The organism is Nocardia sp. NPDC004168 (assembly GCF_040610355.1).
Taxonomy (GTDB): domain Bacteria; phylum Actinomycetota; class Actinomycetes; order Mycobacteriales; family Mycobacteriaceae; genus Nocardia; species Nocardia sichangensis.
In genome coordinates this window covers 198,798-216,781 of the sequence record NZ_JBEXME010000006.1, presented here as the reverse complement: position 1 = coordinate 216,781, position 17,984 = coordinate 198,798, and the positions used below count along the sequence as shown (strand labels likewise).

The 17,984-nt window shown below is 71.2% G+C and carries 1 protein-coding gene (only partly in view); it reads left to right on the top strand.

Every position in this 17,984-nt window falls within one protein-coding gene, locus tag ABZW96_RS14835, for a non-ribosomal peptide synthase/polyketide synthase, read on the top strand. The gene is 43,743 nt long; 10,122 of those nucleotides lie to the left of the window and 15,637 to its right, leaving coding positions 10,123-28,106 in view, spanning codon 3,375 (complete) through codon 9,369 (partial); the first complete codon in view begins at window position 1. Both codon boundaries (start and stop) fall beyond the window edges.

The following is a 17,984-nucleotide window of genomic DNA, read 5'->3' as shown; positions in this document are numbered from 1 at the left end:
GACCTGATGACCGCTTACGTGGCGCGCACCTCGGCGGCTGAGCCGGGCTGGCCGCCGCTGGCGGTGCAGTACGTGGACTTCGCGCTGTGGCAGCGCGACACGCTCGGCTCCGAGGACGACCCGACCTCGCTGATCTCCGAGCAGCTCGACTACTGGCGCGAGACGCTGGCCGGGCTGCCCGATGAACTGCGCCTGGCCGGTCGTCCGCGGCCCGCGGTCGCCTCCTACGGCGCGGGCACCTATCGGTTCCGGGTGCCGGGCGAGCTGATCGAAGACCTGAACCGGGTCGCGCAGACGCACGGCAGCACGCTGTTCATGGTGGTGCACGGCGCCTTCGCCGCGCTGCTGGCGCGGTTGAGCGGCTCCGAGGACATCGCCATCGGCATCCCGGTCGCCGGTCGTGGCGAGCAGGCGCTCGACGATCTGGTCGGCATGTTCGTCAACACCTTGGTGTTGCGCGCCGAGGTGGACACCGCCGAGCCGTTCGCCGATCTGCTCGCCCGGGTCCGCGAACGCGACCTGCAGGCGTTCGCGCACGCGGACGTGCCGTTCGAGCGGCTGGTCGAGGTGCTCAACCCGGCGCGTTCGCAGGCGCGGCATCCGCTGTTCCAGGTGATGCTGTCGTTCCAGAACCTCGGCCGCACCGCGCTGGAACTGCCCGGTCTCACCGTCTCCGAGCTGGGCATCGACCAGCCGACGGCGAAGTTCGACCTGCAGCTCACACTCAGCGAGGTCCCCGGGGCCGAGACGGCGATGGACGCCGAACTCGTCTATGCCACCGACCTGTTCGACGGCGTTTTCGCCGGGACGTTCGCCGAGCGGTTCGTGCGCGTGCTGCACGGCATCGCCGCCGATCCGTCGGTCACCGTCGGCGACATCGACCTGCTCGACGACGCCGAGCGGGCCTTGGTGATCGAGCGCTGGAACGCCACCGAATTCCCGGTCGACGCCGCGCTCACCTCGCCGGTCGGCGACGCCGCCGCGACCCTGGTCTCGCTGTTCGAGGCGCAGGTCGCGCGCACTCCGGACAGTCCCGCGGTGACGTTCGAGGGGACGAGTCTGTCCTACGCCGAGTTCGCCCGCCGGGTGCACCAACTGGCGCGCTGGCTCAAGGTCAACGGCGTCGGCCCGGAATCGTATGTGGCACTGGGCATGCGCCGCTCGATCGACCTGGTGGTCGGCATGTACGCGGTGAACGCCGCGGGCGGCGCGTACGTGCCGCTGGATCCGGACCATCCGGCCGAGCGCATCGACTACATCCTGGAGACCGCGCGCCCGGTGTGCGTGCTGACCTCCGGTTCGGACCTGGAGACCACGGTTTCCCGGCAGGTACGCATCGATCAGCTCGACCTGTCGGAGTTCTCCGACGGGCCGCTGACCGACGCCGACCGGCACAAGCCGCTGCGTCCGGCCAACACCGCGTACGTGATCTTCACGTCCGGTTCGACCGGCCGCCCGAAGGGTGTGGCGGTCTCGCACGCCGCGATCGTCAACCGTCTGGTGTGGATGCACGCCGAATACGGCTTGGCGGCCTACGACGTGGTGTTGCAGAAGACGCCCGCGACGTTCGACGTGTCGGTGTGGGAGTTCTTCTGGCCGTTGCAGGTCGGCGCGCGCCTGGTGGTGGCGAAGCCGGACGGTCATCGCGATCCCGCGTACCTGGCGCGGTTGATCGTCGACGAGCAGGTCACCACGGTGCACTTCGTGCCGTCGATGCTGTCGGTGTTCGTCGCCGAGGAGCGCGCGGCCGAATGCACGAGCCTGCGCAACGTTTTCGCGTCCGGTGAGGCGCTGCCCGCGGTGACCGCGCAGAAGTTGCGCGAGCTGACCGGCGCGCGGCTGCACAACCTGTACGGCCCGACCGAGGCCGCGGTCGACGTCACCTTCCACGAGGTGACCGAGGCCGACACGGTGTCGGTGCCGATCGGCGCTCCGGTGTTCAACACGCAGGTGTACGTGCTGGATTCGCGGCTGCGGCCGGTTCCGGTCGGCGTGCCCGGCGAGCTGTACCTCGCGGGCGCGCAGCTGGCGCACGGCTATGTGGGCCGCCCCGATCTGACCACCGAGCGCTTCGTGGCCAACCCGTTCGGCACTGCCGAGCGGATGTACCGCACCGGCGACCTGGTGGCCTGGACCGACAAGGGCGAGCTGGAGTACTTGGGCCGCACCGACTTCCAGGTGAAGGTGCGCGGTCTGCGCATCGAGCTGGGCGAGATCGAGTCGGCGCTGACGGCGCTGGAGTCGGTGGCGCAGGCGGTGGTCGTGGTGCGCACCGACGAGCGGACCGGTGACCAGCTGGTCGCGTACCTGGTGACGGACCCGGACCGGGTGGTGGACGTCGAGTCGGTCAAGGCCGAACTCGGCGCGCGGCTGCCGGGGTACATGGTGCCCGCGGCCTATGTGGTGCTGGACGAGTTCCCGCTCAACGCCTCCGGCAAGCTCGATCGCAGGGCGCTGCCGGAGCCGGTGTTCGAGGCCAAGGTGTTCCGTGCGCCCGCCACGCCGGTGCAGGAGATCGTGGCCGCGACCTTCGCCGAGGTGCTCGGCGTGGAGCGGGTCGGCCTGGACGACGACTTCTTCGAGCTGGGCGGTAACTCGCTGGTCGCCACGCAGGTGGCGGCGCGGCTGGGTGAGGCGCTGAACACGCAGGTGCCGGTGCGCACGCTGTTCGAGGCGTCGACCGTGGTCGCGCTGGCGGCGAAGGTGGAATCGGCCGCGGGCGAGGGTGGCCGGACGCCGCTGGTGGCGCGGGAGCGTCCCGAGCTGGTGCCGCTGTCGTTGGCTCAGCAGCGGATGTGGTTCCTCAACCGGTTCGACAACCGCACCGCGGTGAACAACATTCCGGTGGCGCTGCGGCTGAGCGGTGCGCTGGACGTCGACGCGCTGGGTGCGGCCATCGGCGACGTGCTCGCGCGCCACGAGGCGCTGCGCACGATCTACCCCGAGGTGGAGGGCACCGGCTACCAGCGCGTGCTGCCGGTCGGTGAGGTCGCCTTCGAACTGGTCGCCGAGCCCGTCGCCGCGGACGCGCTGCCCGCGCGGATCGTCGAGCTGGCGAGCGTCGGCTTCGACGTGACCGCCGAGATCCCGTTCCGGGCGAGCCTGTTGTCGCTGTCGGCGACCGAGCACGTCGCGGTGCTGGTGCTGCATCACATCAGCGCGGACGGTTTCTCGCTGCGGCCGTTGCTGCGCGATGTCGTGCTCGCCTACACCGAGCGCGCTCGCGGCGAGGTGCCGTCCTGGGCTCCGCTCGAGGTGCAGTACGCCGACTACGCGCTGTGGCAGCGTGAGGTGCTCGGCGCCGAGGACGACGCGGACTCCGTCGCGGCCCGGCAGATCGCCTACTGGACCGAGCAGTTGCGTGACCTGCCCGATCAGATCGAGCTGCCCGCCGACCGGCCGCGGCCGGAGAGCGCCTCCAATGCCGGTGGCACGCATGATTTCTCGGTCGACGCGCAGGTGCACGAGGCGCTGTCGGAGCTGGCGCGCGCCCGCGGCGTGACGCTGTTCATGGTGGTGCACGCCGTGCTGGCGGTGTGGGCGGGCCGGTTGTCGGGCAGCACCGACGTCGCGATCGGCACGCCGATCGCGGGCCGTGGTGAACGCGCGCTCGACGACGTGGTCGGCATGTTCGTCAACACGCTCGTGCTGCGCAGCGAGGTCGAGCCGGGCGCAGGCTTCGACGAGCTGCTCGAGCAGGTGCGCCGCACGGATCTGGCCGCCTTCGCCAACGCCGACGTGCCGTTCGAGCGGCTGGTGGACGTGCTCAGCCCGGCGCGATCGCAGGCGCATCACCCGCTGTTCCAGGTCGCGCTGACCTTCGAGGCGGCCTCGGCGGCCGCTCTCGGTGCGGTCGCGCTGCCCGGTGGCGTCGAGGTCGCCGCGGTCGAGTTCGATCCGGGCACCGCGAAATTCGACGTGCAGCTCACCGTGGGCGAGGCCGCCGACGGCGGGTTGACGCTGTCGTGGAACTACGCCACCGAGCTGTTCGATCCCGAGACGGTGGCCGCGTTCGCGGATCGTTTCGTGCGCATCCTGCGCGGGGTCGCCGAGGATCCTCGGGCGGCGATCGGCGATATCGATCTGCTCGGCGAGGGCGAGCGGCTGGACGTCTCGCAGCGCTGGGTGTCGTCGGGTTCCGAAAGCGTCGCAGGGCTTTTCGCCGATCCGAACATCACCTTGGTGGGGCTGTTCGACGCGGCTGTGGCCGCGCATCCGCACCGTGTCGCGGCCCGCTTCGGCGTGGAGACGCTGACCTACGCGGAGCTGGACCGGCGCGCGAATGTGCTGGCGCGCAGGCTGATCAGCGATGGCGCGGGGCCGGAGACGCTGGTCGCGGTGATCCTGCCGCGGTCGCTGGATTTGGTGGTGGCGCTGCTGGCGGTGGTGAAGACCGGCGCGGGTTACGTGCCGGTGGACCCGACCTATCCGGCCGAGCGCATCGCCTACGTGCTCGCCGATTCGCGGCCGACCAGCGTGGTGCTCGACTCCACGGTGCAGGTCGAGGTGCCCGCCGGGCTGCCGTCGGTCGTGCTCGACGGGTTCGCGGTGGAGACCGGCAACGTCGAGGACGCCGACGACGCCCCGATCACCAACGCCGACCGCAACGCCGCGCTCACGCCGGACAACGTGGCGTACGTGATCTACACCTCCGGCTCGACCGGCCGCCCGAAGGGCGTCGCGGTGGCGCACCGCAACGTGGTGCGGCTGTTCGCGAATACCGACCGCGACTTCGGTTTCGGACCCGGCGACGTGTGGACGCTGTTCCACAGCTACGCCTTCGACTTCTCGGTGTGGGAGCTGTGGGGTCCGCTGCTGTTCGGCGGCACCCTCGTGGTGGTCGACTACTACACCTCGCGCTCGCCGGAGCAGTTCCTGGAACTGCTGCGCGCCGAGCGGGTCACGGTGCTCAACCAGACCCCGTCGGCGTTCTACCAGCTGGCCGAGGCCGACCGGAACGCCGCGCCCGACGCCGCCGCTCTGGCGCTGCGGTATGTGGTGTTCGGCGGTGAGGCGCTGGAACTGCGCAGGCTGTCGGATTGGGTGGCGCGCCACGGCGACGGCACCGGCGCGACGGCTGGCACCGCGCCGCTGCTGGTCAACATGTACGGCATCACCGAGACCACGGTGCACGTGTCCTATCGCGCGCTGGACGCCGCGACCGTCGCCGCCGCCTCCGGCAGCGTGGTCGGCCGCGCCATCGCCGGTCTGCGGGTGTACGTTCTCGACAGCAGGCTGCGCCCGGTGCCGGTCGGCGTCGCGGGCGAGATGTACGTGGCGGGCCCGCAATTGGCGCGCGGCTACCTCGGACGCCCGGATCTGTCGGCGACCCGTTTCGTCGCCGACCCGATGGGCGGCACGCCGGGTGGGCGGCTGTATCGCTCCGGCGACCTCGCCCGCTGGAACCGCTTCGGTGAACTCGAGTACCTGGGCCGCGCCGACGACCAGGTGAAGGTGCGCGGCTTCCGCATCGAACTCGGCGAGATCGAGTCCGCGATCCTCGCCCAGCCCGGTATCGCGCAGGCCGCGGTCATCGTGCGTGAGGACCAGCCCGGCGATCAGCGGATCGTCGCCTACGTGGTGTCCGAGCCGGATGCCGAGCCCGTGCTGGACGCGGTGCGCGACGGCGCGGCCGCGCAACTGCCCGCCTACATGGTGCCCTCGGCCGTGGTGCGGCTGGAATGGATCCCGCTGACCGTCAACGGGAAGCTGGACCGTCGCGCGCTGCCCGCCCCGACGGCGACCTCGCGCGCGTTCCGCGCGCCGGTCACGCCGGTGCAGGAGACCGTGGCGGCGGTGTTCGCCGACGTGCTCGGCCTGGAGCGGGTCGGCGTGGACGACGACTTCTTCGACCTCGGCGGCAACTCGCTGATCGCGACCAGGGTGGTCGCCCGCATCGGCGCGGCGCTGGGGACGACGGTCGCGGTGCGCACCCTGTTCGAGGCCTCGACGGTGGAAGCGCTCGCCGCTCGGGTGGAATCGCACGCCGACGGCGCGGCCCGCGCCCGGCTCGTCGCCCGCGAGCGCGCGGCGGGCGAACTGGTGCCGCTGTCGTTCGCGCAGCAGCGCATGTGGTTCCTGAACAAGTACGACACCTCCTCGGCGGCCTATAACCTGCCGATCGCCATCAGGCTCACCGGCGCGCTGGACGTCGAAGCGCTGCGGCTGGCGGTGGCCGATGTGGTGCGCAGGCACGAATCGCTGCGTACCCGTTACCCCGAGCACGGCGGCACCCCGGTCCAGGTGATCGTGCCCGCCGAGGACATCGCCCTGGATCTGCGTCCCGTGGCGGTGGACCCGGCGCGGTTGATCGAGACGGTGACCGAGTTCGTCACCACCGGATTCGACGTGGCCGAACAGGTTCCGCTGCGCACCCGGCTGTACGCGGCCGGGCCGGACGAGCATGTGCTCGTCGTGGTGGTGCACCACATCGCGGCCGACGGTTTCTCGATGGGACCGTTGACCCGCGACGTGATGGCCGCCTACACCGCGCGCAGCACCGGCAGCGCACCCGGCTGGGCGCCGCTGGCGGTGCAGTACGCCGACTTCGCGGTGTGGCAACGCGAGATCCTCGGGTCCGAGGACGATTCCGACTCCCTGCTGGCGAAGCAGGTCGCCTACTGGCGGCACGCGCTCGACGACATCCCCGACGAACTGGCCCTGCCCACCGACCGCCCGCGTCCGGCCGTCGCCTCGCACCGCGGCGCGACGTTGCACCGCGAGCTGTCCGGTGAATTGATCGCCGCGCTCGAGGAGATCGCGCGGCAACGCGGCGCGTCGCTGTTCATGGTGATGCACGGCGCGCTGGCGGTGCTGCTGGCGCGCCTGTCCGGCAGCGACGACGTCGCGGTCGGCACCCCGATCGCGGGCCGCGGCGAGGCCGCGCTCGACGACCTGGTCGGCATGTTCGTCAACACCCTGGTGCTGCGGACCGGTATCGAGCCCGGCGAGTCGTTCGCCGACCTGCTCGGCCGCGTGCGCCGCACCGACCTGGACGCCTACGGCAACGCCGACGTGCCGTTCGAGCGGCTGGTGGAACTGCTCGCGCCGGAGCGCTCGCAGGCCCGCAACCCGCTGTTCCAGGTGATGCTGGCGTTCCAGAACCTGGAGCGCACCACCCTGGAACTGCCGGGGCTTTCGGTATCCGCGCTGGACCTGGAAGAGAACGTCGCGCGCTTCGACCTGCAGTTCACCCTCGCCGAGCGCGGCGAAACCGGTTCCGGCGCCATGGCTTTGGCGCTCACCTACGCCACCGAGCTGTTCGACGAGTCGACCGCCGCGGCCATCGTGGATCGCTGGGAGCGTGTGCTCGCCGCGGTGGCGGCCGATCCGTCGGTCGCCGTCGGCGCGATCGACGTGCTCGACGCCGCCGAGCGCGCCGACCTGGTCGCGCGCACCGGCGCGCCCGCCACGCCCGCGCGGACGCTGCCGGACCTGATCGCCGAGGCCGCCGCCATCGATCCCGAGGCGCCCGCCGTGGTGTTCCAGGGGAGAAGTGTCTCTTATGGCGAGCTGGACGCGCGATCGAACCGCCTGGCCCGCTTGCTGATCGAACGCGGCATCGGCACCGAGGATCTGGTGGCCGTCGCCGTGCCGCGCTCGGACGAGTCGTACTTCGCCGAGTGGGCGGTGTCGAAGTCCGGTGGCGCGTTCGTGCCGATCGACCCGACCTATCCGGCCGACCGCATCGCGCACATGGTCACCGACTCCGGTTCCCCGATCGGCCTGACCGTGGCGTCGGTGCGCGCCGAACTGCCGGAATCGGTCGAGTGGCTGGTACTCGACGAGCTGGAGCTCGACGGGTTCGACAGCGCCCCGGTGACCGACGCCGACCGGGTGCGCCCGGTGCGGCCGGAGCACCCGGCCTACGTCATCTACACCTCCGGTTCCACCGGCGTGCCCAAGGGCGTCGTGGTCACCCACGCCGGTCTCGCGAACTTCCGCGACGAGCAGAACGCCCGCTACGACGTCGACTCCGACACGCGCGCACTGCATTTCGCCTCGCCCAGCTTCGACGCCTCGATCCTGGAGTTCCTGCTCGCGATCGGCCGCGGCGGCGCCCTGGTGGTCTGCCCGCCCGGCGTGTACGGCGGCGAGGAACTGTCCGAGCTGATCCGCGCCGAGCGGGTCACGCACGCCTTCATCACCCCGTCGGTGCTCGCGTCGCTGGATTCGGCCGCGCTGGCAGGCATGCGGGTGATCGTGGCGGGCGGCGAGGCCGTGCCGGCCGATCTGGTCACCAAGTGGGGTGGCGCGCCGGACGGTTCGGGCCGCCGCTTCCACAACGGTTACGGCCCGACCGAGACCACGATCATGACCAACATCAGCGACGCGCTCGCGCCCGGCGACCGGGTCACCATCGGTGGCCCGACCCGCGGCATGCAGTCGCTGATCCTGGACGCCCAGCTGCGGCCCGTTCCGGTGGGTGTCGCGGGTGAGCTGTATCTGTCGGGCGTCCAGCTGGCGCGTGGCTACCACGCCCGCCCCGGCCTGTCGGCGGAACGGTTCGTCGCCAACCCGTACGTGCCCGGCGCGCGGATGTACCGCACCGGCGACGTGGTGCGCTGGATCCGGATCGGGCACTCCGCGGGCTCCGCGCCCGCTGGAGGAGTCGAATCGCTTGTTGTCGAATACGTAGGCCGCTCCGACTTCCAGGTGAAGGTGCGCGGTTTCCGCATCGAACTCGGCGAGATCGACGCCGCGCTCGCCTCGCACGAGACCGTCGACTTCGCCGTCACCGTGGGCCACAAGAGCGCCGCGGGCGCCGTGTCGCTGGTGTCGTACGTCGTTGCCGCGCAAGGTCATTCGATCGACGTCGCGGCGCTGACCGCGCACGTCGAGGAGCGCCTGCCCGCCTACATGGTGCCCTCGTCGATCATGGTGATCGACCATGTGCCGCTCACCCCGGTGGGCAAGCTGGACCGTAAGGCGCTGCCGGAGCCCGTGTTCGCGACCGAGGTCGTGTTCCGTGCGGCGCGCACGCCGGTCGAGCAGACCATCGCGGAAGTGTTCGCCGAGGTGCTCGGCGTGGAGCGGGTCGGCGTGGACGACTCCTTCTTCGCGCTCGGCGGCGACAGCATCGTCTCCATCCAGTTGGTGTCGCGGGCCAAGGCGCGCGGCGTGGTGTTCACGCCGCGGCACGTGTTCGAGCAGCGCACCGTGGCCGGGCTGGCCTCGGTCGCGGAGACCACCGAGGCGGCCGAGGCGTCGGCGACGACGCTGGCTGAGCCGCCCGGCGGCGGCATCGGCGCTATGCCGTTGACGCCGGTGGTGCGGTTCATGGCCGAGCGGCGCGGCTCGTTCGGCCGGTTCAACCAGACGCTGGCGCTGGAACTGCCGATCGGCATCGACCGGGCGGGCATCGCCGCGACGGTCGGCGCGGTCATCGATCGCCACGACATGCTGCGCGCGAGCCTGCGCCGCGACGGCGACGACTGGGTGGTCGAGACCGCCGCGCCGGGCACGGTCGCGGTGGACGCGCTGATCGATCGCACCGAGTTCGACGCGAACGTCACCGACGCCGACCTGGTCGAGATCGCCGCGGCGGCACTGGACGAGTCGCTGGACCGGCTCGATCCGGCCGCGGGCGTGGTCATCCGGTTCGTCTGGCTCGAGCCGGATTCCGCCGAGCGCGCCGGACGCCTGATCGTCGTCGCCCACCACTTGGTGGTGGACGGCGTCTCCTGGCGCATCCTGGTGCCCGACTTCGTCGCCGCGTGGGGGCAGCGCACCGCCGGGCAGACGCCCGAGCTGGTCGCCCCGGCCACGTCGATGCGCGCGTGGGCGCACGCGCTGGAACGCGAAGCGGTCAGCCCGGAGCGGGTGGCCGAACTGGACTACTGGCGTTCGGTGGTCGGTACGGCCGATCCGCTGCTGACCGAGCGTGCGATGGATCCGGCTCTCGACACCTCGGGCGTCATCGAGAAGCATCAGGTCGAGGTGTCCGCCGAGGTCACCAAGGCCCTGCTCACCACGGTTCCGGCGCTGTTCCACGGCGGTGTGAACGACGGCCTGCTGACCGCGCTGGCGCTGGCCACCGCCAAGTGGCGGGCGCGGCGGGTGGCCGCTCGCGGCGAGGATTCGCTGCTGATCCGCTTGGAGGGTCACGGCCGCGAGGAAGACGTGGTGCCGGGTGCGGATCTGTCGCGCACCGTCGGCTGGTTCACCGCGATCTACCCGGTCGCCTTCGACCTGTCCGGCATCGACGTCGATGCCGCGTTCACCGGCGGTCCCGCGCTGGGCGCGGCCGTGAAGGCGGTCAAGGAGCAGTTGCTGTCGGTGCCCGACAAGGGCATCGGCTACGGCCTGCTGCGGTACCTGAACACCGAGACCGCGGCCGAGTTGCCGCGTGAGCTGCCCGGCCAGGTGAGTTTCAACTACCTCGGCCGCGTCTCCGAGGGTGACGTGCCGGAGTCGCTGCGCGGCTTCGGCTGGATCCCCGCGCCGGAACTCGGCGCGCTGGGCGGGGCCTACGACGCGGACATGCCCGCGATGGCGCCGCTGGACGTGAACGCGATCGTGGTCGGCGACAAGCTGACCGCCAACATCGGCTACCCGTCGACCCTGCTGTCGGCCGCCGAGGTGCGCGAGTTCGGCGAATTGTGGACCGCGGCGCTGGAAGCTGTCGCGCGGCACGCCAATTCGGCGGGCGCGGGCGGGCATACACCGTCGGACTTCGCGCTGGTGCGCAGCACGCAACGCGATATCGACGTCTGGGAGCGGCGCTTCCCGGCGCTGGCCGACGTGTGGCCGCTGTCGGCGTTGCAGGCCGGTCTGTTGTTCCACGCCCGCCTCGCGGCGACCTCGGTGGACGTGTACACCGCCCAGGCGGTGCTGACGCTCACCGGCCGGGTGGACGCCGCCCGGTTGCGCTCGGCCGCACAGGCTCTGGTGGACCGCTACGAGAACCTGCGCACCGCGTTCGTCAGCGACCACGACGGCAACCCGGTGCAGATCGTGCTGGACAGCGTCCGGGTGGCGTGGGCCGAGCACGACCGGATCGAATCCGGTGCGGCCGACGACCTGATCGAGGCCGATCGCATGAGCCGGTTCGACCTGGCCGCGCCGCCGCTGATCCGGTTCACGCTGATCCAGGTGGCGGCCGACCGCTGGCAGTTCGTGGTGTCCAACCACCACATCCTGCTCGACGGCTGGTCCATGCCGCTGCTCATGCGGGATCTGCTGGTGCTCTACGCCGCGCACGCGGACGTCTCCGCGCTGCCCGCGGTGCGGTCCTACCGGCACTTCCTGGACTGGACCCGGCGGCAGGATCAGGCGGCGTCGCTGGCCGCGTGGGCGCACGCGCTGCGCGGCGTCGGCGAGCCGACGCTGCTGGCGCGGCCGGACGCCGGTCGCGAGATCACTTCGCTGTCCGGCGAGTACTTCTTCGACCTTGACGAGGCGACCACCGCGCGGCTGACCGCGCTGGCCGGCTCGCTGGGCGTCACCCCGAACACCGTGTTGCAGACGGCGTGGGGCATTCTCGTCGGCCGCATGACCAGCCGCGACGACGTGCTGTTCGGCACCACCGTCTCCGGTCGTCCCGCGCAGCTGTCCGGCGTGGAGGCGATGGTCGGCCTGTTCATCAACACCGTGCCGGTGCGGGTGCGTTTCGATCCGTCGGAGTCCGTGCGCGACCTGCTGGTCCGCACTCAGGGCGAGCAGGCCGATCTGCTCGACCACCACTACGTTGGCCTGGCCGACATCCAGGCCGTCGCGGGCGTCGGCGGGCTGTTCGACACCCTGGTGGTGTTCGAGTCCTACCCGGTCGACGCCGCGGGCTTGCAAGCGCAGGCGGCGAACATCGACGGCATGGCCGTGGTCGGCCTGGACGCGGCCGACGCCACGCACTACCCGCTGACCCTGATCGCGCAGCTGGATTCGCGGCTGCGGGTGCGCGCGGGCTACCTGCGCGACCTGTTCGACGAGCAGACGGTGCGCCGCATCGCCGACCGCTTGGTCCGGGTGCTCACCGCGATCACCGCCGAACCCGATGCGGTGGTCGGCGACATCGAGTTGCTGGATGCCGCCGAGCGCGAGCTCGTGGTGTCCGGGTGGAACGACACCGCGCATCCGGTGGACACCGGCGCGACGTTGGTGTCGATGTTCTACGACCAGGTCGAACGCACTCCGGACGCGACGGCGGTCACGTTCGAGGGGACAAGTCTGTCCTACGCCGAGTTCTCTTGGCGGGTGAACCAGCTGGCGCGCTGGCTGATCGCGCGCGGTGTGGGCGCGGAATCGTTTGTGGCGCTGGGTATGCGGCGCTCGATCGATTTGGTGGTCGGCATGTACGCCGTCGCCGTGGCCGGTGGTTCCTACGTGCCGCTGGACCCGGATCACCCGGCCGAGCGCACCGAATACATCCTCGGCACCGCCGACCCGGTGTGCGTGCTGACCTCCGGCAGCGATCTGGACATCGACACCGCGCAGGTGCGCATCGACCTGCTCGACCTGAAGGGCCTGTCGGAGGCTCCGGTCACCGACGCGGATCGTCGTGCGCCGCTGCGTCCTTCGAATACCGCGTATGTGATCTTCACGTCGGGTTCGACGGGTCGCCCGAAGGGTGTCGCTGTCTCGCATGCGGCGATCGTCAACCGGCTGGTCTGGATGCAGACCGCTTACCAGCTGACCGGCGCTGATGTGGTGTTGCAGAAGACGCCTGCGACGTTCGATGTGTCGGTGTGGGAGTTCTTCTGGCCGTTGCAGGTCGGTGCGCGCCTGGTGGTGGCGAAGCCGGATGGGCATCGTGACCCGGCCTATCTGGCGGAGGTCATCAGCGCTGAGCGGGTGACGGTTACTCACTTCGTGCCGTCGATGCTGGCGGTGTTCGTGGCGGATGCCGCTGCCGCGCGGTGCGATTCGCTGCGGCTGGTGTTCGCTTCGGGTGAGGCGTTGCCGCCCAAGCCCGCGCATCGGTTGCGGGAGTTGACCGGCGCGTCCCTGCACAACCTGTACGGCCCCACCGAAGCGGCGGTCGACGTCACTTTCCACGAGGTCGTCGATGCTGACATCGAGTCGGTGCCGATCGGTGCTCCGGTGTTCAACACGCAGGTGTTCGTGCTGGATGCGCGCCTGCGGCCGGTTCCCGTCGGTGTCGCGGGTGAGTTGTATCTCGCGGGCGCCCAGCTCGCGCGTGGCTACGTCGCGCGCCCGGATCTGACCAGCGACCGGTTCGTCGCCAACCCCTACGGGGAGCCCGGCGCGCGGATGTACCGCACCGGTGACTTGGTGGCGTGGACCGAGCACGGTGAGCTCGAGTACCTGGGCCGCACCGACTTCCAGGTGAAGTTGCGTGGTCTGCGTATCGAACTCGGTGAGATCGAGCAGGCGCTGACCGGCCTCGAGGAAGTCGCACAGGCGGTCGTCGTGGTGCGCTCCGACGCGCACGCGGGCGATCAGCTCGTCGCGTACGTCATCCCCGCGCCGGATGCCGCGCTGGACACCGACCTCGTCCGCGAGGACCTGGGACGGCAGTTGCCCGCGTACATGGTGCCGTCGGTCGTGATCGTGCTGGAGGAGTTCCCGCTCAACGCCTCCGGCAAGCTGGACCGCAAGGCGTTGCCCGCGCCGGTGTTCGAGGCCGCGGTGTTCCGCGCCCCCACCACGCCGGTCGAGGAAATCGTCGCCGCGACCTTCGCCGACGTGCTCGGCTTGGAGCGGGTCGGCCTGGACGACGACTTCTTCGCCCTCGGCGGCAACTCGCTGTCGGCCACCCAGGTCGCCGCGAGGCTGTCGGCCGCGCTGGACACCGACCTCGGTGTGCGTGAGCTGTTCGAGGCGTCCACCGTGGTCGCTTTGGCGGCGCGCGCGGAGACCAAGGCGGGTGTGGGCGGTCGTGCGCCGCTGGCGCCGCAGCAGCGGCCGGAGCTGGTGCCGCTGTCGCTGGCCCAGCAGCGTATGTGGTTCCTCAACCGCTTCGATCCCGACTCGGCGGTGGACAACATCCCGGCCGCGGTGCGGCTGTCGGGCCTGCTGGACCGGCAGGCGTTGCAGATCGCCGTCGCCGACGTGCTGGCCCGCCACGAGTCGCTGCGCACCTTCTACCCCGAGGTGGACGGCGCCGCGCGGCAGCAGATCGTGGCCACGGCCAAGGTCATCCCGGACCTGACGCCGGTCGACGTCACCGAAGCCGAACTGCCCGAGCGGCTTTCGCAGCTGATCGGCACGGCCTTCGACGTCACCGCCGAGGTGCCCTTCCGCGCCAGGCTGTTCGAGATCAGCCCCACCGAGCACGTGCTCGCCCTGGTGGTGCACCACATCTCGGCCGACGGTTTCTCCATGGGCCCGCTGACCCGCGACGTGATGACCGCCTACGGCGCCCGCGTCGACGGCGGCGAGCCCGCCTGGCGTCCGCTGGAGGTCCAGTACGCCGACTTCGCGCTGTGGCAGCGTCAGGTGCTCGGCGCCGAGGACGATCCGGCTTCGGTGATCGCCGAGCAGATCTCGTTCTGGTCGGACTCGCTGCGCGGGCTGCCCGAGCAGCTGGATCTGCCGTCGGATCGGCCGCGTCCCGCGGTCGCCTCCGGTCGCGGCGCCACGCACGTCTTCGAGATCGACGCGCAGACCCACGCTCAGCTGACCGAACTGGCCCGCACCAGGGGCGCGACGCTGTTCATGGTCGCGCACACCGCGCTGGCCGTGCTGCTGTCGCGGCTGTCCGGCGAGGACGACATCGCGATCGGCACTCCGGTCGCCGGACGTGGCGAGCGCGCGCTCGATGACCTGATCGGCATGTTCGTCAACACTCTCGTGTTGCGGACCCCGGTCCAGTCCGGTGCGACGTTCACCGAGTTGCTGCGTGCGGTGCGCGCCACCGACATCGCCGCGTTCGGGCACGCGGACCTGCCGTTCGAGCGGCTGGTGGAGATCCTGAACCCGGCGCGCTCGCAGGCGCGGCACCCGTTGTTCCAGGTGATGCTGTCGTTCCAGAACACCGGCCAGAACAGCCTGGAGCTGCCCGGTCTGACGGTGAGCGGTGTCGAATTGCCGATCGACGTCGCCAAGTTCGACCTGCAACTGGTGCTGTCCGAACGCGACGCCGAGAATTCCGCGGGCGCGAACCCCGCGGGCATCGCGGCCGAGCTGATCTACGCCACCGACCTGTTCGACCCGGCCACCATGGCCGAGTTCGGGCGGCGCTTCGGCCGGTTGCTGAAGGCCGTCGCCGCCGAGCCGGACCGCCCCATCGGCGATCTCACACTGCTGGACGAGCCGGAGACCGAACAGGCGCTGCGCGGCTGGAACGACACCGCCCGCGACCTCGGCCCGGCGAGCACGCTGGTCGAGGAGTTCGCCGCGCAGGCCGCGGCGACGCCGGACGCGGTCGCGGTGATCGATCCGGCCACCGGGACGCAGCTCACTTACGCCGAATTCGCCGCGCGCGTGCGGCGATTGGCGCGTCGACTCATCGAAGCCGCTGTGGGTCCTGAGACGCTGGTCGCCCTGGGCCTGCGCCGCTCGGTGGACCTGGTCGTGGCCGCTTACGCGGTGCAGGCGGCGGGTGGCGGCTACGTGCCGCTGGATCTCGACCAGCCCGCCGACCGCGTGCACTACGTGCTCGACTCGGCCGACCCGGTCTGCGTGCTGACCACCGCGCGCGACGCGTTCGACGGCGCGGGCCGCGCGACGCTGCGCATCGACGAGCTGGAGTTGTCCGGTTACGCGGACGACCCGGTCACCGACGCCGAGCGCATCGCGCCGCTGCGCCCGCAGCACCCGGCGTACGTGATCTTCACCTCCGGCTCCACCGGCCGCCCCAAGGGCGTCGCCGTGCCGCACGCCGCGGTCGTCAACCAGATCCGCTGGATCACCGGCGAATACGGCATCGACGCCGACGACGTGGTGCTGTTCAAGACCCCCGCCACCTTCGACGTGTCGGTGTGGGAGCTGTTCGGCCCGCTGAGCACCGGCGGCCGGATCGTGGTGGCGAGCCCGGACGGGCACCGCGACCCGCAGTACCTGGCCGAGGTGATCGCGGCCGAGCGGGTCACGATGACCTCGTTCGTGCCGTCGATGCTGAGCGTCTTCGCGGCCTGGATCGACCCGGCCGACGCCGACGCGCTCGCCTCGCTGCGCACGCTGTTCGTCGCCGGTGAGGCGTTCACAGCCGACGCGGTGGTGGCGATCCGCCGCGTCAGCGACGCCGCGCTGTACAACCTGTACGGACCTACCGAGTTCACCGTGCACGCCACGCACGCACCTGTAGCCGAGCAGGTGGACGGGGCGGTGCCGATCGGCCTGCCGGTGTGGAACGCGCAGGCGTACGTGCTGGATTCGCGTCTGCACCCGGTGCCTTCGAACGTCGCGGGTGAGCTGTACCTCGCGGGCGATCAGTTGGCGCGCGGCTACTTCGGTCGCACGGACCTGACCGCCGATCGCTTCGTGGCCAACCCGTACGGGGCGCCCGGTGCTCGGATGTACCGCACCGGCGACTTGGTGCGCCGGGACGACACCGGCGCCATCGAGTACCTGGGCCGCACCGACTTCCAGGTGAAGCTGCGTGGTCTGCGCATCGAGCTCGGCGAGATCGAGACCGCGTTGACGGCGCATGAGTCGGTCGCGCAGTCGGTCGCGCTGGTGCGCTCCGACGCGCGCACCGGCGACCAGCTGGTGGGTTATGTGGTGCCGGCGAACGGCGCGACGGTGGACGTCGAGGCGCTGCGCGCGCATCTGGCCGCGCAGCTGCCGTCCTACATGGTGCCCGCCGCGATCGTGGTGCTCGACGCCATGCCGTTGAACCCGAACGGCAAGCTGGATCGCCGCGCGCTGCCCGAGCCGGTCTTCGAGGCGCGGCAGTTCCGCGCGCCGTCGACGCCGGTGGAGGAGATCGTCGCCGATGTCTTCGCCGAGGTGCTCGGCTTGGCACAGGCGGAACGCGCGGTCGGCTTGGACGACGACTTCTTCGACCTGGGCGGCAACTCGCTGATCGCCACCCAGGTGGTGGCCCGGCTCGGCGCCGCGCTGGACACCAGGATCCCGGTCCGCACGCTGTTCGAGGCGCCGACCGTGGCGGCGCTGGCCGTGCGGGTGGAGGCGCACCAGGGCACCGGCCGCCGCCGGGAGCTCGCCGCGGGCCCGCGCCCGTCGAAGATCCCGCTGTCGCTGGCCCAGCAGCGCATGTGGTTCCTGAACCGGTTCGACAACCAGACCGCGGTGAACAACATCCCGCTCGCGGTCCGGCTCACCGGAACCCTGGACACCGAGGCGCTGCGCCAGGCCGTGGCCGACGTGGTCGACCGGCACGAGGTGTTGCGCACCGTCTACCCGGAGACCGCCGACGGCCAGGGCGTGCAGGTCGTGCTGCCCGCCGGGCACAGCGCGGTCGACCTCACCCCGATCGAGGTGTCCGAGGCCGAGATCTCCGAGCGGATCAGCGAACTGGTGCTGACCGGCTTCGACGTCACCGCCGAGGTGCCGGTGCGCGCCGCGCTGTTCCGCATCGCGGGCTCGATGGACGGCTCGCAGCCCGACACCCACGTGCTGGTGTTCGTGGTGCACCACATCTCCGGCGACGGCTGGTCGGTGCGCCCGCTGGCACGCGACGTGATGGTGGCCTACTCGGCGCGTTCGCGCGGCGAGGCGCCCGCGTGGGCGCCGCTGCCGGTGCAGTACGCCGATTACGCGCTGTGGCAGCGCGAGACGCTGGGCTCCGAGGGCGATCCCGCCTCGCTGATCGCCCAGCAGGTCGCGTTCTGGTCCGACTCCCTGGCCGGGCTGCCGGATCAGCTGGATCTGCCGTCGGACCGCTCGCGTCCGGCGGTGGCGTCCAACCGCGGCGGCGTGTACGAGTTCGCGCTCGACGCGCAGCTGCTGCGCGAGCTGAACGCGCTGGCCCGCGCGAACGGCGCCAGCCTGTTCATGGTGGTGCACGCGGCGTTCGCCGCCTTGCTGGCCCGGTTGTCCGGCAGCGACGACATCGCCATCGGCACCGCGGTCGCGGGCCGTGGTGAGGCGGTGCTCGACGACGCCATCGGCATGTTCGT